This window comes from Streptomyces sp. NPDC000151 (assembly GCF_040301705.1).
Classification (GTDB): domain Bacteria; phylum Actinomycetota; class Actinomycetes; order Streptomycetales; family Streptomycetaceae; genus Streptomyces.
The window spans coordinates 1-19,185 of sequence record NZ_JBEPFC010000140.1 but is presented as its reverse complement, the minus strand read 5'-3'; the positions used below and the strand labels follow the sequence as shown (position 1 = coordinate 19,185).

Annotated in this window: 13 protein-coding genes and 1 pseudogene; 8 read left to right on the top strand and 6 right to left on the bottom strand. The window is 73.8% G+C overall.

What is annotated here, in order from left to right; all coding sequences use genetic code 11:
- From ABT381_RS28860 to ABT381_RS28845, 4 genes are all read right to left on the bottom strand, one after another.
- A partial coding sequence (locus ABT381_RS28860) for an LLM class flavin-dependent oxidoreductase (protein ID WP_351599509.1) occupies positions 1 to 516 on the bottom strand: 516 nt, incomplete at its 3' end.
- Between the two features lie 28 nt (positions 517 to 544).
- Positions 545 to 2,155, bottom strand: a complete 1,611-nt coding sequence (locus ABT381_RS28855; protein WP_351599508.1) for a long-chain-fatty-acid--CoA ligase — start codon at positions 2,153 to 2,155, stop codon at positions 545 to 547.
- Complete coding sequence (locus tag ABT381_RS28850) at positions 2,155 to 8,490, bottom strand: type I polyketide synthase (protein WP_351599507.1); 6,336 nt, start codon at positions 8,488 to 8,490, stop codon at positions 2,155 to 2,157. Before ABT381_RS28850 ends, ABT381_RS28855 begins: the two co-directional genes overlap by 1 nt.
- 14 nt (positions 8,491 to 8,504) lie before the next feature.
- Positions 8,505 to 8,813, bottom strand: coding sequence for an acyl carrier protein (locus tag ABT381_RS28845; RefSeq protein WP_351599506.1), 309 nt, complete (start codon positions 8,811 to 8,813; stop codon positions 8,505 to 8,507).
- 133 nt (positions 8,814 to 8,946) lie between these two features.
- On the opposite strand from ABT381_RS28845, the gene ABT381_RS28840 reads away from it, so the two are divergent.
- From ABT381_RS28840 to ABT381_RS28815, 6 genes are all read left to right on the top strand, one after another.
- Complete coding sequence (locus ABT381_RS28840; RefSeq protein WP_351599505.1) at positions 8,947 to 10,401, top strand: CoA transferase; 1,455 nt, start codon at positions 8,947 to 8,949, stop codon at positions 10,399 to 10,401.
- 95 nt (positions 10,402 to 10,496) lie between these two features.
- The gene (locus ABT381_RS28835; protein WP_351599510.1) at positions 10,497 to 12,089 is read left to right on the top strand and encodes an aldehyde dehydrogenase family protein; all 1,593 of its coding nucleotides are present in this window, start codon (positions 10,497 to 10,499) and stop codon (positions 12,087 to 12,089) included.
- Between the two features lie 6 nt (positions 12,090 to 12,095).
- Positions 12,096 to 13,244, top strand: a complete 1,149-nt coding sequence (locus tag ABT381_RS28830) for an acyl-CoA dehydrogenase family protein (protein WP_351599504.1) — start codon at positions 12,096 to 12,098, stop codon at positions 13,242 to 13,244.
- A 20-nt stretch (positions 13,245 to 13,264) separates the two neighbouring features.
- A complete protein-coding gene (locus ABT381_RS28825; protein WP_351599503.1) occupies positions 13,265 to 13,783 on the top strand; it encodes a PaaI family thioesterase in 519 nt (172 codons plus the stop codon).
- Positions 13,780 to 14,565, top strand: coding sequence for a thioesterase II family protein (locus tag ABT381_RS28820; protein ID WP_351599502.1), 786 nt, complete (start codon positions 13,780 to 13,782; stop codon positions 14,563 to 14,565). Before ABT381_RS28825 ends, ABT381_RS28820 begins: the two co-directional genes overlap by 4 nt.
- Positions 14,566 to 14,740: 175 nt before the next feature.
- Positions 14,741 to 15,469: an AfsR/SARP family transcriptional regulator gene (locus tag ABT381_RS28815; RefSeq protein WP_351599501.1), complete on the top strand. Its 729-nt coding sequence runs from the start codon at positions 14,741 to 14,743 to the stop codon at positions 15,467 to 15,469.
- 56 nt (positions 15,470 to 15,525) lie between these two features.
- Here the strand turns inward: ABT381_RS28815 and ABT381_RS28810 are convergent, their stop codons facing one another.
- Positions 15,526 to 16,593: an acyl-CoA desaturase gene (locus ABT381_RS28810; protein ID WP_351599500.1), complete on the bottom strand. Its 1,068-nt coding sequence runs from the start codon at positions 16,591 to 16,593 to the stop codon at positions 15,526 to 15,528.
- 37 nt (positions 16,594 to 16,630) lie between these two features.
- Complete coding sequence (locus ABT381_RS28805; RefSeq protein ID WP_351599499.1) at positions 16,631 to 17,629, bottom strand: bifunctional lysylphosphatidylglycerol flippase/synthetase MprF; 999 nt, start codon at positions 17,627 to 17,629, stop codon at positions 16,631 to 16,633.
- Between the two features lie 193 nt (positions 17,630 to 17,822).
- Between ABT381_RS28805 and ABT381_RS28800 the strand changes: the two genes are divergently transcribed.
- Both ABT381_RS28800 and ABT381_RS28795 read left to right on the top strand, forming a co-directional pair.
- On the top strand, positions 17,823 to 18,779 hold the full coding sequence (locus tag ABT381_RS28800; RefSeq protein WP_351599498.1) for a diacylglycerol/lipid kinase family protein: 957 nt from the start codon (positions 17,823 to 17,825) through the stop codon (positions 18,777 to 18,779).
- 7 nt (positions 18,780 to 18,786) lie between these two features.
- Positions 18,787 to 19,185 (top strand): annotated as a pseudogene (locus tag ABT381_RS28795) (MmgE/PrpD family protein); the annotation flags it as partial.

The following is a 19,185-nucleotide window of genomic DNA, read 5'->3' as shown; positions in this document are numbered from 1 at the left end:
CGGCAGCCGCGCCGCATCGCCCGGCCGGGCGCCGTCCGCGCCGGCACCGCCGCGCCACACCTCCCGCCACCGCCGTACCGTCTCGTCCAGACGCCTGAACCGCCCGGTGTACGGCACGCCCACCGCCGCGAACTCCGCCTCCGTCTCCGCCACGGGGAAGCCCGCGCCGAGCGCGGCCACCAGCCGCCCGGCCGCCGCCCGGTCCAGGCTCGCGAGCTGGTGCGCGCCGAGCAGCGGGTGCCGCAGGGCCGCCGTGAAGGCCGCCGTGCCCAGGGTGATCCGGGTCGTCACGGCGGCGGCCGCGGCGAGCACCACCACCGGGTCGAGGCGGGGCCGGGCGAGCAGCGAATCACCCGTCCACAGCGAGTCGTAGCCCAGCCGCTCCGCCTCGCGGGCGAAGTCCAGCAGCGGGGCGACGGCGTGGTCGCCGTTGATCGCCGCCTCCCGGGTCGGCAGCAGGACGCCGACCCGCAGCCGGTGTCCTTCGGTGTGGTCCTGGTGTTCCTCGGTGCTCATGCCGTGGTCTCCCGTTCCTGACGTGCCCTCAATTGACCTGGCGTTCCCGGCCCTGCCACAGCGGATCCCGCAGGGCGCGGCGCAGCACCTTGCCGTTGGGGTTGCGCGGCAGCGCGTCCAGGAACGCGTACGCCGTGGGGATCTTGAAGTCGGCGAGCCGGCCGCGCAGGAAACGCAACAGCTCCCGCGGGGTGGCCTGCTGTTCCGCGCGCAGCACCACGTACGCGTGCACCGCCTCGCCCCAGCGCTCGTCCGGGCCTCCGACCACGGCCGCCTCGGCCACCGCCGGATGGTCGGCGAGCGCGTTCTCGATCTCGGTGGGGTAGACGTTCTCGCCGCCGACGATGATCGTGTCGTTGATGCGGTCGCAGAGGAACAGATAGCCGTCGGCGTCCAGCCGGCCCGCGTCGCCCATGCGCACCCAGCCGTCCCGCACCGTCTCCCGGGTGGCCGCCGGCTGCCGGTGGTACCCCAGCATGCGGGCGGGGGAGCGGACCCAGACCTCGCCGACCGCGCCGGGCGGCAGGGCCGCGCCGTCCGCGTCGGTGACCTTGAGGTCGATCCCCGGGTACGCGCGCCCGGCCGCGCGCAGCCGCGGACTGTCCGGTACGTGGTCGGCGGGCGGCAGGCAGGCGGCGAAGTTGCCGGTCTCGGTGCTGCCGTAGATCTGGACGAACTCACAGCCCAGCGTCGCCAGGCAGCGCTGCAGCAGCGCGCCGGAGATGGGCGCGCCGCCGTACACCATCTTCCGCAGGGAGCGGAAGGCGGCGAAGGTCGCGCCCGGCTCGTCGAGCAGCATCTGGAGCATGGCGGGGGTCACCAGGCCGTGGGTGATGCCGAGTTCGCCGATCTGCCGCAGTACGTCGGCGGGGACGAACATCGGCATGCTGACCATCGTCGCCCCGGCGACGAAGCCCTGCATCGCGTAGGACAGGCCGCCGATGTGGAAGCCGGGCATGCCGACCAGGCACCGGTCGCCGGGCTGCCACTCCACCCAGTCGCAGCCGTGCCGCCGGACGGCCTCCTCGACGCCGAAGAAGCTGCGGTGCGCCAGCACCACGCCTTTCGGGAGCCCGGTGGTGCCGCTGGTGTAGATCTGCGCCACGGCGTCGTCGGGGCCCGGGCCGGGGCCGGCCGCGGGGGAGAGCCCGTCGTCCGGATGGCCCGCCTTCCAGGCCAGGAAGCCCGAGCGGCGGTGCTCTGCGGTGTCCAGGGGCACCACCCCGCGCAGCCGCGGCAGGTCCGCCGCCAGCTGCCCGGCGACCACCAGCCGCTCCCGTTCGGCGAAGAGGAGTTCGGTGTCGGAGTCGCGGAGGATGTGCGCGATCTCGTCGCGGGTCAGCCGCCAGTTGACCGGTACGAGGACGGCGCCGGTCTTGGCACAGGCCAGCGCGGTCTCGTAGAAGTGCTCGGACTCCTTGCCGAGGTAGGCCACCCGGGAGCCGGGGCCGAGCCCTGCGGCGCGGAGCGCGTGCGCGGTGCGATTGCTCTCGCGGTGCAGCTCCCTGTAGGTGACGCTGCGGTCCTCGCAGAGGATGGCGGGCCGGCCGGGGTGGTCGGCGGCCCGGCGGGCCGCGACCGCGTCGAGCGTCCGCGGGTGGACGGTGGTCTGCGGAGGGGTGAGCGTGTCGTCGTTCATCACAGGCCCTCTCGGGACAGCTGCCGGTCGAGGAAGTCGGTGAGCCGCCCGACGGAGGGGTGATCGAAGGTGACCGAGGCGGGCAGCGGCACGCGCAGCGCGGTCTCCAGCGCGTTCTTGAGCTCCACGGCGGCGAGCGAGTCCAGGCCCAGTTCCAGGAACACCGCGTCCGGTTCCACGTCGTCGGTGCTCTCGAAGTGCAGCATGTCGGCGATGCGGGCGCGCAGATACGTGTTGAGCGCCGCCCTGCGTTCGTCCGCGGGCAGGGCCAGGAGAGCGTCGGCGTCGAGCCCGGGCCGGGCGGTGCCCCCCGACTCGCGCACCAGGTGCCGGTACAGGCTGTGCGGGAACGCCCGGCCCGCCGCGTACCGGTCCCAGTCGCACGCCGCGGCGACGACCTGGGGAGCGGGCTGCCCGAGCAGGGCGACCAGTGCGTGCATCCCGTCCGCCGGGTGCAGGAAGGCGACGCCCTGGTCCTGGAGCCGTCGGGCGAGCGGCGCGTCCAGCCGGGCCGACATGCCGACCTCGGCCCACGGGCCCCAGTTGACGGTCAGTCCGGGCAGGCCGTGGCCCGCCCGCCAGCGCAGCAGCCCGTCCAAGTAGGCGTTGCCCGCCGCGTAGTTGGCCTGTGCGGGGCCGCCGAGCACGGCGGCCACGGAGGAGTAGCCCACGAAGAAGTCCAGCTCCGGGAAGGACGTGGCCGCCTCGTGCAGCAGCCACGAGCCGTAGACCTTGGGCCGCAGTACCGTCTCGATGTCCTCCCAGGTCAGCGCGGACGCGGGCAGGTCGTTGAGGACGCCGGCCGCGTGCACGATGCCGCCCACCGGATGCGGGCACTGCTTCAGCTCCGCGGTGATCCGCTCGACGTCGGCGGGCTCGGCGATGTCCGCCTTCAGGACCGCGACCTCGACGTCCTTCCCGAGTTCGGCCGCGAGCGCCGCCGCCTCGGCGGCGGGCAGTCCGGCGCGGCCGACCAGCGCCAGATGGCGCGCGCCGAGCTCGACGAGCTTGCGGGCGGTCACCAGCCCCAGCCCGCCCAGGCCGCCGGTGATCAGGTACGTGCGGTCGGGCCCGACCGCGAACGGCCTTACGGCCCTGGCGCGTTCGTCCGCGAAGCGCAGCACCAGCTTGCCGGTGCTCGCACCCCGGCTGAGTGCCGAGAACGCCTCCTCGGCCTCGTCGAGCGAGTAGACCGTGGCGGGAACGGGCTTCAGCCGTCCGTCGGCGAGCTGCTCGACGACGGTCCGCAGGATCTGCCGGGTGTGCGCCCGTGCCTCGGCCTCGGGACGCTCGCCCAGGTCGAAGTGGTGGTACGTCACGTCGGGGCGTACCTCGCGTACCTGCTCCGGGGTCCAGGAGCCGACCTTGCCCAGCTCGACGAACCGTCCGCCCGGGGCCAGGCAGCGCAGACCCGCCGGGATGAACTCCTTGTTCAGGCTGTTCAGCACGGTGTCCACGCCCGCGCCGCCGGTGGCCGCGAGCACCTCGTCGGCGAAGTCCAGGGTCCGGGAATTCATGACGTGCCGGATGCCCTGGGCGCGCAGCAGCGGCCACTTGGCGGGGCTGGCGGTGGCGTACACCTCGGCGCCGGCCGCCTGCGCGAGCTGGACCGCGGCCTGCCCGACGCCGCCCGCCGCGGCGTGGATCAGTACCCGGTCGCCCGGCTTGATCCCGGCCAGCTGGTGCAGGGCGTAGTGCGCGGTGACGAAGACCGTCGGCACTCCGGCCGCCTCGGCCATGGTGAGGCGGTCCGGCTTGCGCACCGCCAGCTCCGAGGAGACGGTCAGGGTGCTCGCCATGCAGCCGACCGCGTTCACCACCACCTCGTCTCCGGGCCCGAAGGCCGCGTCCGGCCCGGCCGCGATCACCGTCCCCGCGCATTCGAACCCCAGCGGCTGCGCCCGGTACGTCCCGCCGGTGTCCTCGGCGTGCTGCTTGAGCAGGCCCAGAGCGTTGAGCACGTCCTTGAAGTTCAGCCCCGCGGCGTGCACCGCGACCTGGATCCGGTCGCCCGTGGGCGGGACGGCCTCGGCCGGCTCCGGCCGGACGTCCGCGAACGAGCCGTACTCCTTGATGGCCAGCCGGACGGGGGCGTCCCGCCGGCCCGCGGGATCGAACGGGTGCAGCCGCCGTACGTGGCGGTGCCCGCCCCGGTACGCCACCTGGAACTCCCCGGTGTCCCGCGCCGGCAACTCGTCCAGCAGCGCCCCCGCCGCGCCGTCCGCATCGCTGCCGCCGGGCAGGTCGACCAGGGTGACGCGGTAACCCGGGTACTCGTGCCACAGCGCCTGCCCGAAGCCCCACAACGTGGCCGCCGCCGACGGCCCGGCCCCGCGCGGTGCCTCCTCCGGCAGCAGCTGGGCGCCCTCGGTGACCAGCCACAGCCGCCCGCCGTGCCCGAAGCCCGCGCGCTCCAGCGCGCCCAGCACCGCGAGCAGGTCGCGGTAGTTGCGCCGGCACTCGGCACGCAGCGCCGCCACTCCGTCGCCCTCGCCGGGCCGCCAGAACCAGCACACATCGGTGGGCCGCCGGTCGGCCAGCAGATCGGCGAGGTCATCAGGTCCGGTGGCGTACGCCAGTTCCGTACCGGTCTCCGCGGCCCGGGCGGCCAGCGGCGCCCGCTCCGCCTCGCCGCGGTTCAGCACCACGACGCGGCGCGGCTCCCCGGACCCGGCCCCAGGACCGGTCAGCGAGCGCTTGACCCAGCGCGGTTCGTGGTAGAGGTGGGCCGGACGCCCGCTCCCGGCCGCCGTGTTGGCCACCCGCTTCAGGCCCAGTCCGGTCAGTTCGAAGACCGGCCGGTCGCCCTCCAGCAGCACGACGTCCGCCGCCAGGTCCACCTCCTGCGCGGCCCCGGGCGGTACCGGGACGAGCCTGGCCAGCGTCCGCAGCTCCGCCGACTTCGGCTTCTTGAACAGCCGCAGCCGTCCGAACCGCACCGGCAGGTAGGTCTCCCCGGCGTCATTGAGGAGGGCCATGGCGTGCAGTGAGCTGTCCAGCAGGGCCGGCGGCAGCTGTTCGGCCGCGCCCGTCCGCGTGCCGCGCAGCTCGCCCACGGTGAGCCGGCCGTCGTACCGGCGGGCCCGCACCAGGCGGCGGAACTCCGGGCCGTAGTCCACCCCGGCCGCCGACATCCCGGCGTACAGCTCCTCGCTGCTCATCTCCGCCGCCGCCTCGCCTGCTCCGGCCGCCTCGGCGGCCCTGGCGCACAGCTCGGTACCGGCCCTGGTGAGCGCCGTACCGGGCGCCGCGGGCAGGCCCAGGACCGCGGTGGCGTGGCAGCGCTCGAAGGCCCCGCCCCGGCCCGCGACCCGGGTCACGATCTCGGCCGTCGCCGTGCCGTCCGGCCGGGACCGCAGCCGCGTGCGCAGCTCCGTGACCCGGTCGGTGGCGAGGAAGACGGGCTCCAGGATCGCCACGTCCGTCACCGGCCGGCAGGTCTCCCCGTACACCGCGTCCTGAAGCGCGAGCAGCACTTCCAGATAGGCCGCGCCGGGGAGCACGACCTGCCCCATGATGACGTGGTCCGCCAGGTACGCGGGGTGCTTGGCATTCACCCGGGCGGCGAACTCCCGCACGCTGTCGCCGAGTTGCTCCTCGGTGGTGCTCTCCTCGCCCAGCAGTGGATGGTGCTGCTGCCCGGCCGCGGCGGCCACCGCGCCCCGATTCCGCCCGCGCGGGACCGGGAGCCAGTACGGCTTCCGGTCGAAGGCGTACGGGGGCAGGGTGACGGGCCGGCCGGCGGTGCCGCGGTGGAAGCCCGCCCAGTCCACCGGGAAGCCGGCCGTGTAGAGCCGGGCGAGGGAGGTCAGCAGTACGTTGCCGTCCCCGTCGGCCCGGTGCAGGCCGCCCAGCCACAGGTGGTCACCGGCCGGTACGCACTGCCGGGCCAGGGAGGTGAGCGTCGAGGCGGGGCCGATCTCGACGCACGCGTGCCCGCCGCGCCGGGCGACCGTGCGCATGCTGCCCGCGAAGTCCACGGGCGCGCCGATGTGCCGGACCCAGTACTCCGGCGTGGTCAGCTCCCCGGCCCTGGCGACGCGCCCGGTGATGTTCGAGACGAGGGGCAGTCGCGGCTCGTGGAAGTTGAGGTCCTTCAGCTCGTGCCGGAAGGCGTCCGCCACCTCGGCCATGAGCGGTGAGTGGAACGCGTGCGATACCGGCAGCTCGCGCACGTCGTGACCTTCCTTGCGCAGGTACGTGCACACCTCGTCCAGGGTCCGCCGGCCGCCGGAGATCACGCTTTGGCGGGGCGCGTTGCGGCAGGCGACGGCGAGATCGGCGTGGCCGTCCAGGAAGGGGGCGAGTTCGTCCGCAGGCAGCGGCACCTGGGCCATGCCGCCGGGCGCGGTGACCGACTGCATCAGCCGGGCCCGCGCCGCCACCAGCGCCACCGCGTCCTCCAGGGAGAAGACCCCCGCGACGGCCGCCGCGGCGATCTCGCCGATGCTGTGGCCGACCAGGACGTTCGGGCGTACGCCCCAGGACAGCCACAGGTGTGCCAGCGCGTACTCCAGCGCGAACAGTGCGGGCTGGGTGTGCACGGTCCGGTCGATCGCGACGCCGTCCCCGTCGGCGCCGGTCACCAGGTCCTTCACCGACCGGCCCAGGTGCGGCGCGAACAGCCGGTCGCAGGCGTCCAGACGCTCCCGGAAGAGCGGGTGGCGGGCGTACAGTGCCCGGCCCATGCCCGGGTACTGGCTGCCCTGGCCGGTGAACAGGAACGCGACCTTGCGCACGCCGCGCCCGCCGTCGGCGCCGCCGGCGCCCGGTCCGGCGTCGCGCGCCGCCCAGTCGCCGAGCAGCTTCGTCAGCCCGGCGCGGTCGCGGACGACTCCGGCGCGGCGGACGGGGAGGTGGGCGCGGCCGAGCGCGGCGGTGCGGCACAGGTCGGCGACCGGGGCATCGGGGTGGTCCGCGACGTACTCCCGGCAGCGCTCGATCTGGCGTTGCAGCGACGGGGCGCTCTTGGCGGACAGGGTGAGGACCTGCGGTGCGGCGTCGTCCTGCGGGGGCTCCGTGCCGGCCGCGGGCGGCGGCTCCTCGACCACCACGCAGCCGAGGGTGCCGGCGATGCCGAAGCCGTTCACCAGGGCGCGCCGCGGACCGCCGGCGGGCCACGGCGTGACCCGGGTCGGCACGGTCACCGGGCAGCTGTCCCAGGGGATGCGGGGCGACGGGGTGGTGAGGTGCAGATGCGGGTAGAAGACGCCCTCGCGCATCTGCAGCAGGACCTTGACGATGCCGCAGACACCGGCCGCGGACTCCAGGTGCCCGACGTTGGTCTTGGCCGAGGCGACCACCACCGGCGCGGCCGCGCTGTGGGAGGCCGCGAAGGTGTCGCTGATCGAGCCCAGTTCCACGGGGTCGCCCAGCGGGGTGCCCGTGCCGTGTGCCTCGACGTACTGGATGTGCTCGGGCCGCAGCCCGGCGTCGGCGATCGCGGCCCTCATCACGGCCTGCTGGGCGATGCCGCTGGGCGCGGTCAGGCCCGCGCTCTCGCCGTCCGCGCCCACGGCCGAGCCGCGCAGCAGCCCGAGGACGCGGTCCTCGTCGCGCAGCGCGTCGGACAGCCGCTTGAGCACCAGGACGCCGCAGCCCTCGCCGCGGCTGTAGCCGTCCGCGCTCTCGTCGAAGGTCTTGCAGCGCCCGTCGGCGCCGAGCATCCCCGCGCTGTTCAGGGCGGCCTGGATCAGCGGGTGATGGATCGCGTTGACGCCGCCGCACAGCGCAAGGTCGCACTCCCCGCGGCGCAGGCCCTGCGCGGCGAGGTGGGCGGCGGTGAGCGAGGACGCGCAGGCGGTGTCGACGCTCATGCAGGGGCCGCGCAGCCCCAGGAAGTACGACAGCCGCCCGGACACGGCGCTGTGCGCGTTGCCGGGGACCAGCGCGCCGGACAGTTCCTTCTCCGGTACCGCGGCCGTCTCCGTCATGTAGTCCATGGACATGACGCCCAGATAGACCCCGGCGCCGGTGTCCCGCAGGCCCGTCGGGTCGATGTTGGCGTCCTCCAGGGCGTGCCAGGCGGTCTCCAGCACCAGGCGCTGCTGGGGATCGATGTACGGGGCTTCCTTGGGGGATATCTTGAAGAACTTCGCGTCGAACCGGTCGAGCCCGTCGAGGAAATTACCCGCAGGCCGCTCCGTACTGTCCGCGGAAACCCACCGGTCCTCCGGAACGGGCCCCTCGGCGGACCGTCCCGCACGCAGGAAATCCGCGAATTCCGCGAGCGTTTCGTTTCCGCCGGGAAAACGCAGGCCCACTCCGACGACGGCTATCGGCTCGTCCGCGGTGTGCCGGATGTCCCCCGTGGCGGCCTCGGGCGTTTCTGACATGGCTGGTTCCTTCCTCAGCGGGCCGGTTCGTCGGAAAGGCCGGGCAGGACGACATCGGCCAGGTGGTCCGCAAGCTTCGCCAAATTGGGGCTGTTGAACAGCACGTTGGTGCTGATGTCACAGTTCAGCAGGGTTTCCACGCGCTGCTTGAGCTCCATGAGGCGCAGCGAGGTCAGGCCCAGGTCGAAGAAGTTCTCGTCCCAAGGCAATTCTTCCGCCTCGTCCATCAGCAGACCGGCCCTGAACTCCCGGGAAAGAATTTCTTCCAGCGCCTCCCGGCGCTCGGCGCGGGGCAGCCGGTGAAGGTCGTCGGAGTCCGCCATGGTCGGCAGTCAAGCAAAGCCCGCTGACAATGCGCTGACGCCTCGCTGACCATGTGTTCCGGCGGTGCCACGGCAGTGGCAGACTCGGCGGCCCCGCACCGGAACGCGCCGGACGGAAAGAATCGAGGGAATAATGGAGGACGGGTTCGACTTCACCCGAGAACTGGACGCCACGCTGAAAGCGATCGGCCTGAGCCGGGAATCGGCCGTGAGCGACCTGACCGTGACCGGCTGCCATCCGTACGTGAAATCCACGCTGCGCATGTCCGCCGCGATCGGGGTGCCGCTGCTCACGTCGGCCGTCGGCGCCGCACAGATCTGGCAGCTGCGCACGGGACGGGCCCAGCGCCTCGCCCTGGACCTGGGCCAGGGCCTGCACCGCATGTCCCCGTTCCTGGGCGGCCTGGCCACGCTCAACGGCTACCCCTCCAGCATGGGATCGCTGGCCGGGCTGTCCGGACCGGCCCCCGCGCTCTGGGACTTCTACCGCACCGCCGACGGCCGCTGGGTCATCCCCATCGCCTGCTACCCGCGCACCCGCGACGCCCTGCTGGACCTCCTGGGGTGCGCGCACACCAGGGAGCACCTTGCGGCCGCCGTCGCAGGCTGGGACGCCGCGGATCTGGAGGAGGCGGCCGCCGAACGGGCCGTCCCGCTCGCCGTCGCCCGCACCCGCGCGGAATTCCTCGCCCACCCCCAGGGCCGCGCCGTGCTGGCCGAGCCGCTGGTGGCGGTGGAGCGGATCGCCGACGGCCCCGTCGTCCCGCTGCCGCACGGGCCGCGGCCGCTGTCCTCGCTGCGCTGCCTGCAGTTCACCCACATCCTGGCGGGCACCGCGACCGGCCGGACGCTGGCGGAGTACGGCGCCGACGTCCTGCACGTGTGCGAACCGGACTCCTTCGACCACGACATCATCTGGCACGAGTCGGCCGGCGGCATGCGCTCGGCCCGGCTGGACCTGCACGCCCGGGGCGCCGCCGGCCGCGACACCTTCGACCGGCTGCTGCGCGACGCCGACGTCTTCGTCCACAACTACCGCCCGGGCAAGGCCGAACGGCTCGGGCTCACCGCCGAGGAGTGCGCCGCCGCGGTCCCCGGCCTGATCCACTGCTCCCTCAGCGCCTACGGACACACCGGGCCCTGGCGCGACCGCGGCGGCTTCGACCAGCAGGCCCAGGCGCTCACCGGCATCAGCCTGCGCGAAGGCGGTGGCGACACCCCGAAGCTGCCGCCCGGCCGCATCCTGTGCGACTACATCGCCTCCTACCTGGCGGCCTCCGGCATCATGGCCGCGGCCGTCCGCCGCGCCCACGAAGGCGGCAGCTACGCCGTCCGCGTATCGCTCGCCGGCGTCGCCAACTGGTGCTGGGAACTGGGCAGCTGGGAGCCGGAGTTGACGGACGCGCTCGCCGAGGACGCCGTCCCACCCGCCCCCGAGTGGCGGACCAGCGCCACCCCGCTGGGCGAGCTGCGGCACACCGTCCCGCCCGTCCGCCTCAGCGAGACCCCGGCGGGCCACGACGACCCGGTACTCGTACCCCGCGGCTCCTCGGCGCCGCGGTGGCGCCCGCTGCCGGTGGGGCAGTGACCATCCCGACCGTTGGAGGCACCGTGGGGTCCTCTCCCCGCAGCACCACCGAGCCGGCCGGTGCGGCACCCGCACCGCCGCCCCGCGCACACCCGCTGCGCAGTTACTCCTCGTACATCGGAGGCCGCGACGCCGGCGGCGAGGGCTGGGTCTACACCGTCAGCGCCGGCTCCCTGCTGGAGGACGTCTTCACCAGCGTCAGGCTGAAGCGCGCCCTGGAACGCGACCCGGACCCCGACTCCGCCGCCGCCCAGCACCCGTATGTCGTCGGCCGGGTCGCCGTCGCGGACGACGCGGACAACGACGCCGCCCTCAAGGCCGCGGCGGAAGCGGCACCCGACTGGGCAGCCGTGCCACTGGACCGGCGCATGGCCCTGGCACCGATGTTCTGGGAACGACTGCTGGAGCACCGCACCGAACTCCTCGGCCTGATGGTGGCCGAGGGCACCCCGCTGCGGCTCGCCCGCTGGCAGCTGAGCGGCCTGCTGGAGCTGTACGGCGCGGAGAGCTGCGCGTGGTACCGGCAGTGCATGCACAGCGAATTCCGGCACGCCGGACGCCGCCTCGTCGTCCACCGGCAGCCCGACGGCGTGGTGTGCCTGAACCCGCCGCAGAACGCCCCGGCGCCCAGCGCCGCGCTCGCCGTCCTGATGCTCATGGCCGGCAATGCCGTCGTGGTCCGCGCCCCGCGCAGCATCGCGCTCAGCACCATGTACCTGCTGCGTGAACTCGTCGCCCCCGTCCTGCGGGAGGCCGGTGCCCCGCCCGGCATCCTGGCCGCCGTCTGCGGCAACCCCGGCCGGACCCTCACCCGATGGCTCGACAGCCCCCTGGTGGACGACATCTTCTACATCGGCGGCAGCGAGGAGGGCCTCCGCTTCCAGCTGCGCTGCATCGCCGCCGGGAAGAAGCCCGTCCTCGAACTCGCCGGCAACGACGGCGTCATGGTGTGGAAGGACGCCGATCTGCCGCTCGCCGCCGAGGCCGTCACCGAAGCGTTCTACGGCTCCGGCCAGATCTGCATGGTCCCCAACTACGTCCTCGCCCACCCGGACATCGCCGACGCGCTGCTCGCCGAGGTGACAGCCAAGGCCCGCGACATCCGCCCGGGCCACCCGGGCGACGAGGACGTACTGCTCTCTCCCGTACGGCGCAGCGAGCGGTTCTTCGCGCTGCTGGACGAGGCGCTGGGCTCCGGAGCCGAGCTGGTCTGCGGCGGGCACCGCATCGAGGCGGACGGGACGCGGTCGGAGACCGGGGTGTTCCTGGAGCCGACCGTGGTCCGGGTCGACGGCCTCGCGGGCGCCCGGAAGCTGGAGATGGTGCGCAGGGAGACGTTCTTCCCGCTGCTCCCGGTGATCGTCGCCGAACCGGCCGCCGAGAAGGTCCTCCTGGACCGGTTCTGGGACTTCCTCAACGCCAACGCCTACGGCCTGCGCAACTCCCTCTGGACGAGGGACGGTTCGGTCGTGGACGCCTTCGTGCGACGGGTCCGCAACGGCGGCCTGCTGAAGGTCAACGACTCGCACATCGGCTTCCTGCCCTGCCTGCCCAGCCACGGCGGCACCGGCCTGACCGGCGGCGTGCACGGCGAGGCCAACTACCCCATGCTGACCACCTCGCACCTCCAGGGTGTCGGCATCAGCTCCGGCGTCAGCCCGCGCCACGCGGTCTTCGGCGAAAGGTGACCTCCGATGCGCTCCCTGGAATCCGCCCGCACCACCTGCGAGCAGTACCACCCGGGCCTGGGCAAGGCCCTGGAGGAGACCGACCTCGTGGACCGGGAACAGCCCGGCAGCCCGGTGATCCCGCTCTTCCGCGAACACGGCGGCGTCGGACTGCTGGTGCCCGCCGCCTTCGGCGGGCGCGAAGCCGACCCGGTGGACGCCGTACGGGTCATGCGGGCCCTCGGCTCGTACTCGCCCTCCCTCGCCGCCGCCGCGACCATGCACCACTTCACGGCCGCGATGCTCTACTCGCTGGCCGACCGCGAGGACGGCCTCACCGCGGCCCAGCGCGACCTGCTGGCCGGCGTCGTGCCCGACCGGAAGCTGATGGCCTCCGGCTGGGCCGAGGGCCGCACCCAGCAGAACATCCTCGCCCCGGCCGTCACCGCGCGGCCGGCCGACGGCGGCTATGTGCTCAACGGCGCCAAGAAGCCGTGCAGTCTGTCCCGCTCGATGGACCTGCTGACCGCGAGCGTCACCGTCCCCGGCGCCGAGGGGCGGCCCGAGCTGGCCGTCGCGCTGGTGCGGGCCGACACGCCGGGCATCGGCGTGTATCCCTTCTGGGCCAACGGCGCGCTCGCCGCGGCCGAGAGCGACGAAGTGCGCCTGAAGGACGTGTTCGTACCCGAGGACCTGGTCCTGCGCACCACCGCCGACGGCGACGGCCCCGACCGGCTCTCCGAGATCCAGAGCGCCGGCTTCCTCTGGTTCGAGCTGCTGATCTCCGCCGGATACGCGGGCGTCGCCACCGCCCTCGTCCAGCGCGTACTGGAGCACGGCCGGGGCGCCGCCACCGACCGGGCAGCGCTCGCGGTACGCGTCGAGGCGGCCTGCCTGCTCCTGGAGGGCACAGCGCGCGCGGTCCGCGACGGCGACCTGGCGGGCGAGGAGGCGGTCGCCGCCGTGCTCGTCGCCCGGTACGCCGTCCAGGAGGCGCTGACCGGCGCCGCCGACCTCGCCCTGGAACTGCTCGGCGGCATGGACTTCATCCGCTCCCCGGAAGGCGCGCTGCTCGCCGCCGCCGTCCGGCCGCTGGCCTTCCATCCGCCGTCCCGCACCAGCACCGCCGAGCCGCTGCTCGCCTACTTCGGCGGCGCGCCCCTCGTGCTGTCCTGATGGCCCGTCACGATGGGAGGATGCCGGACGTGCCGGAGACGATGGAGAGCGCGCTGCTCGCACACTGGGACGAACTCACCGGCGCCGAGCTGCTGCAGGCGCTGGCCGACGGGCGGGTGCCGCACGGCGCCCACCACGCCCTGCTCGGCCTGCGGGTGACCGGCGCCCGGCCCGGCGGGGTCGACGAGAGCTGGCGGCCCCCGCGGGAGCTGGCCAACTTCGCCGGCAGCGGGGTGCACGCCGGGTACCTCGCCATGGTCCTCGACGACGCCTGCTGCGCCGCCGGAATGAGCCACGGCGATCACGCGTACCCCATGATCACGCTCAGCCTGGACATCGACTTCCTGCGGCCGGCGCGGCCCGGCGACGCCTACACCGTGCACGCCGAACTCGTCCATCCCGGCCGGCGCCGGATGGTCGCCAACGCCCGGATCGCCGACGCGGAAGGGCGCGCCGTCGCCCAGGCCCGCGCGAGCGTCGTGCCGGACACGGACTTCGCGGAGCGGATGCGGGCGGCGGCGGAGGGGGGTGCCGGGTGACGGGGGAGGCGGGCCGCTGGTTCCGCACGGCGGAGCCCCGGCCCGACGCCGCACGGCAGCTGTTCTGCTTCGCGCACGCCGGGGGCGGCGCCGCCTTCTACCACCGGTGGGCGGCCCTGCTCCCCGGAGTCGAGGTGCACGCCGTGCAGTTGCCGGGGCGCGGGGAGCGCCGTACCGAACCGCCGCACCGGCGGACCGCACCCCTGGTCGAAGCGGTGCGGGAGGCGCTCGACGCGGAGCTGGACGGCCGCCTGTACGCGTTCTTCGGGCACAGCCTGGGAGCCCTGCTCGCCTACCGGGTGGCCGTGGCGACCGAGCGCGAGGGCGGCGCCGGACCGGTGCTGCTGGGCGTGTCCGGCTGGGCGCCCGAGCGGTTCCGGCCGGTCGACGCCCTGTTGCCGCTGCCGGACGGCGAGTTCGCCGCGGCGGTCCGGCGCTTCGGCGTGCTGCCGGCGGAGGCCGGAGCGGACCCCGAGCTGCTCGCGCTGGTCCTGCCCGCGGTCCGCGCCGACCTGGCCCTCGTCGCCGACTACCGCGACGACGGCGCCCGCGTCGGCTGCCCGGTCGTGGCCTACGGCGGCCGGTCCGATCCGACGCTGGAGCCCGGCGGGCTCGCCGAGTGGGCCACCCGTACCCCTGCGTTCCTGGGCGCCGGCGAATTCCCGGGAGGCCATTTCTACCTCACCGAGCACGCCCTTTCCGTCACCACCGACTTCGCCCGCCACCTCCAGCGGGTTTCACAGCAGGGGCAAGTCGATACCCACCGGAAAGCGGGACGATAGCGGGGCGGGGTAACTTCCGGGGAAGTGTGGTTTCCGTATCGCGTTCCGGGCTGAGGAGAAGAATGATCGGTGGCGGTACATGCTAGACGAGTCCTTGATCGAGTTCAGGATTCTCGGTGGCTTGGAAATGCTCTCCCCGGAAGGCAGCATCACGGTGTCCGGAGGATTCCAGCGCATGCTGCTGCAGGCCCTCCTGGTGAGTGAGGGAAAGGCGATATCCCATGAGACGCTGATGGCCGAGCTGTGGGCCGAATCGGCACCGGCCGGCGCGGCCAACGCCCTGCAGGCGCACGCCAGCCGGCTCCGCAAGAAGCTCAAGGTGATCGAGCCGGGCCGGGTCCCGCCGCGGCTGGTCTGCCTCCCGTACGGCTACCAGCTCCTGATGGACGGCGCCGAGCTGGACGCCACCACATTCATGGAGTGCGCCGCGCGGGCCGAACGGCTGCGCGGGGAAGCGCCGGAGAAGGCCGTCGCCCTGCTGCGCCGCGCGCTGCGCCTGTGGCGCGGGACCCTCTGCGGCGGGAGTCCCGGCGGGCCGCTGGCGAAGGCCGCCGCCGCACGGTACGAGGAGCACCGGCTGCGGGCGCTGGAGACGCTGTTCGACAGCGAACTGCTGCTGGGCCGGCACACCGCCGCCCTGGCGGAACTGCGCGAGGCCCACCTGGCCAACCCCTTGCGCGAACGCTTCTGCGAACAGCTCATGGTCGCGCTGTACCGCTCCGGCCGGCAGGCGGAGGCGCTGGACACCTGCCGGCAGACCTGGCAGTGCCTGGTCGAGCAGCTCGGCGTCGACCCCTCCCCGTCCCTGCGCCGGGTGGAGCACGCCATCCTGGTCCAGGACCCGGCGCTGGACCGCGGCCCGGTGTCGGCCGTGCACGCGGCCCGAGTGCCGTCCCGCAACTGACTCCGTCCCCCTTGTGCACGCCGGCCGCCCTCCGCGGGAAGGAGGGCGGCCGGCCTTCAGGCGGCCCGGCGGTGCCGCCCCGCCCGCTCGTGTTCCGCCCGTATCGGGGCGCTGACCTCGTGCAGGAACGACGCGACCTCGCGGTAGGACGCGGCGATACCCACCTCCCGGTACGGCAGGCCGTGCGCCGCGCAGTACGCGCGCACGATCTTCCGGCACCGGCCGAGGCTCCGCTGCGGCATCGCCGGGAACAGATGGTGCTCGATCTGGTAGTTCAAACCCCCGTAGAGGAAGTCGGTCAGGGGGGAGGGGCGGACGTTGCGGGAGGTCAGCACCTGCCGCTCCAGCCAGTCCAGCGACTCCTCCGCACCGTCGCGGATCTCCATGCCCTTGTGGTTGGGCGCGAAGACCAGGCCGAGGTACACGCCGGTCAGCGCCTGGTGGACCAGCAGGAACACCAGGGCCTTCAGCGGCGGCAGCACCAGCAGCAGGGCGCCGGCGAAGACGACGACGCGGGCCAGCATCAGCCCGCCCTCCAGGACCGGGCGCCGCACACCCCGGCGCAGGACCGCCAGCACCGAGGTCTTCTGGATCTTGTACGCCTCCAGGACGAGCAGCACGAAGAAGAGCACGGCCTGGTGGCGCACGATGAACCGCTGCCGGGCGGTCCTGCGCGCGTACTGCTTGACGTGGAAGACGGCCGTACGGCGGGCGATGTCCGGGTCGCGGTCGAGGTGGTTGGGGTGGCTGTGGTGGCGATTGTGGTGGCCCACCCACCAGCCGTAACTGATCCCGTTGACGAGGTTCATGTGGAGCAGCCCGACCGCCGTGGCCGCGCGTTTGTCGCGGAACATCGCCTTGTGGCCCGCGTCGTGGCCCATGAACGCGCACTGCACGGAGGACAGCGCCAGATACGCGGCGACCAGCGGCTGGTACCAGGAGTCGCCGAGGAGGAGGAACGCCGCCAGCCCGGCGCCGAACAGCGCCGCGCTCAGCGTCAGCCGCCAGGCGTAGTAACGGGGGCGCAGCCTGAGCAGGCCCGCCTCCCTGACCTGCTGGAAGAGGTCGGTGAAGGGCGCGGCGCCGGAGTGCGCGCCGGACGGGTGAGGGGATACGTAGGTCATGCCGATGACCTCCTGGGATGTCGGTGACGGCACACGGCTACAGCGCGTTGGCCGCCCGGAAGACGTGGATCAGGGACCTGACCGAGGCTCGCCCGCAAAAGGCGATGTACTCCGGAATCACCACGTCCGGCGCCCACTTCTCCTTGTAGGCGAGCTGACTGCGCGCGGGATACACGGCCCCGCCGCGCTCCCACAGCTTGCCCACCAGCCACCGGAACGCCGGGCTGTGACCGGGGACCTCGCACGCGGGATCGAGCCCGGTGAACGGGGTGAAACCGAAGTGCAGCCAGCGCGCGCCCTCGCCGCGGAACACCTCGATCGCATGGCTGTTGACGGCCTCGGCGACCCCCGGCGGCGCGTCGGGCCGGCGGCGGCTCAGGTCGTGCAGCCAGCCGGCCCGGCTGCCGTAGACGGGCGAGTACGAGATGTACCCGGCCGGTTCGCCGCCGATCAGCCCGACGAACAGCCGGCGGTGCGACTGCGCAGCGCCCCCGTGCTGGCCCACCAGGAACTCCAGCGGCCTGGCGTGCTTCCCCTTGCCCGCGAGCCAGCGCGCGTCCAGCTCCCGCAGCGCGCCGGCATACTCGTCGGCCCCGGCCTCCCGCACGGTCAGGCCGCTGCGCAGCGCCCGCGAGATCTTGTTCCGGAGCCGTACGAAGCGGGAGCCGCGCAGGCTGAAGCCGGCCAGGTCCATCGCGTAGGAAGCGCCGATCTGGTTGACGGTGAACCCCTGCTCCGCGTACCGCACGGCATCGGCCCGCTGCAGCTGGATGCCGACCAGCCGCAGCCGCTGCCGCCGCGCGTACCCGGTGAATTCACCGAGCAGCCGGGAATAGTCCTCGGGCGGCGCGAAAGGCCCGCCGAACTGGACCAGGCAGCGTCCTGAACGCCGATGGACGATCACGCCTTGCGCGGTCGGGGAAGTGAAGTACTTGTTCCCTTCATTGAGGGCGAGAAAAGCGCTCGGATTGGCGGACTGTGCATAGGTGCTGATGGCGTGGTGGGCCGGAGACGCCGGGGCTGATTCGGTGGTCATGCGTCCATTCCTCCGGGCGTGCGCAGCGGACGGGCCGACGTCCGAGTAGAGCAGCGCGGGGCCGGTCGCGACAAGTAATTCCCGGGCCGTGAAAGGGAAATTGTGCAGCCGTCAGTGCGCTGTCAGGGGAATATCAGGAAGGGGTCAGGAAATGGTCAGGGCGAGGTCAGCACAGTAGGACAGGCTGTTTTCCGTGGACCCCTCACCGCTGCGTGCCCTCATCGTGGCCAACCCGGCAGCCGGCAGCTACTCCGCCGAGCTCGTCGAACTCCTCGCGTCCCGCTGCCGGGAACGGCTCGGGCCGGTGGCCGTGCACCGCACGACCGGGCCGGGCGACGCCACGGACGCCGTGCACCGCGCGCTGGCCAAGGAACCCGCCGGGCACCGCCCCGACCTGGTGGTGACGGTGGGCGGCGACGGCACGGCACACGAGACGGCCGAGGGGATGCTCCGGCAGGACGGCGACGGCTCCCGGGCAGCGCTGCTCATGATCCCCGCGGGCAGTGCCAACTCCGGGTACCGGATGTACTGGCAGGACCGGCCCTGGCAGGACGCCCTGGACATGGTGCTGGGTCCCGCCCGGCGGGCCGAGGTGCGTCGGATCGACCTCGCCCGGCTCGCCGAGACCGGCGCCCATGTGTTCCTCGGCTCCTGCACGGGGCTGGGCGCCGAGATCCTGTCGGCGGCCGGCGCGGCGCCCGGCAGCGGCCGGGCCCGCTACGCGCGCCTGCTGGCCGAGGCCGCGGCCGGCTACCGCCCCTACCCGGGCCGGGTCACCGTCGACGGCACCGTACTGGCCGAGGGCCCCACCGTCCTGGCCGGCGTCGGCGGCGGCCGCTACCGCGCCGGGCAGTACCTCTTGCTGCCCCGCTCCGAGCCGGACGACGGCCTGCTGGACGTCTGCGTCGTCGGCGGCCGGATCGACCCGGCCCGCTTCCTCGAACTTGCCCGCGAGGGCCGCCACTTGGACCTGCCCGGCACGGCGTACGGCCGCGGGCGGCGGATCGTCCTGGAACGGCTGGACGGCGAACGGCTGGTCCTGGAGCACGACGGCGAGCTGCGCCACAGCATCGGGACCACCGCCACCTTCGACGTGCTGCCGGGCGCGCTGCCGGTCTGGGCCGCGCCCCGCGCACAGCGGAACGGGTGAGGACGCGATGACCCTCTTGGCCGAACTCGGCGCCTGGGCGGCGCGGCTCACACCCGACGCGATACCGGAGCGGGTACTGCGCCGCGCGGCCAGTCAGGTGCTGTCCCAGCTCGGCGCCATCCGCGCGGGCGCCGCACACCCGCTCGGCCGGCGCCTGACGGCCGCCTTCGGGCCGCCGCTGCAGGACGATCCGCGCCAGGCGTCGAGCGTGCTGGCCGCCCTCGGCTCCTTCCTCAACCTCGACGACACGGCGTACGCGGGCCACCTGTCCCCCTCCACCGTCGCCGTGCCGCTCGCCTACGCCCGCGCCCGGCGGCTCGACGGCCCCGCACTGCTCACCGCCGTGGTCGCGGCCAACGAATGCGCCGCCCGGATCACCGCCGCGGCGACCCTGGGCCCGCTCCGC

Coding starts and splice junctions, on each gene's coding strand:
- ABT381_RS28855 (WP_351599508.1), bottom strand. CDS start 2,155: ATGAACGACGACACGCTCACCCCTCCGCAGACCACCGTCCACCCGCGG.
- ABT381_RS28850 (WP_351599507.1), bottom strand. CDS start 8,490: ATGTCAGAAACGCCCGAGGCCGCCACGGGGGACATCCGGCACACCGCG.
- ABT381_RS28845 (WP_351599506.1), bottom strand. CDS start 8,813: ATGGCGGACTCCGACGACCTTCACCGGCTGCCCCGCGCCGAGCGCCGG.
- ABT381_RS28840 (WP_351599505.1), top strand. CDS start 8,947: ATGGAGGACGGGTTCGACTTCACCCGAGAACTGGACGCCACGCTGAAA.
- ABT381_RS28830 (WP_351599504.1), top strand. CDS start 12,096: ATGCGCTCCCTGGAATCCGCCCGCACCACCTGCGAGCAGTACCACCCG.
- ABT381_RS28825 (WP_351599503.1), top strand. CDS start 13,265: ATGCCGGACGTGCCGGAGACGATGGAGAGCGCGCTGCTCGCACACTGG.
- ABT381_RS28815 (WP_351599501.1), top strand. CDS start 14,741: ATGCTGCTGCAGGCCCTCCTGGTGAGTGAGGGAAAGGCGATATCCCAT.
- ABT381_RS28810 (WP_351599500.1), bottom strand. CDS start 16,593: ATGACCTACGTATCCCCTCACCCGTCCGGCGCGCACTCCGGCGCCGCG.
- ABT381_RS28805 (WP_351599499.1), bottom strand. CDS start 17,629: ATGACCACCGAATCAGCCCCGGCGTCTCCGGCCCACCACGCCATCAGC.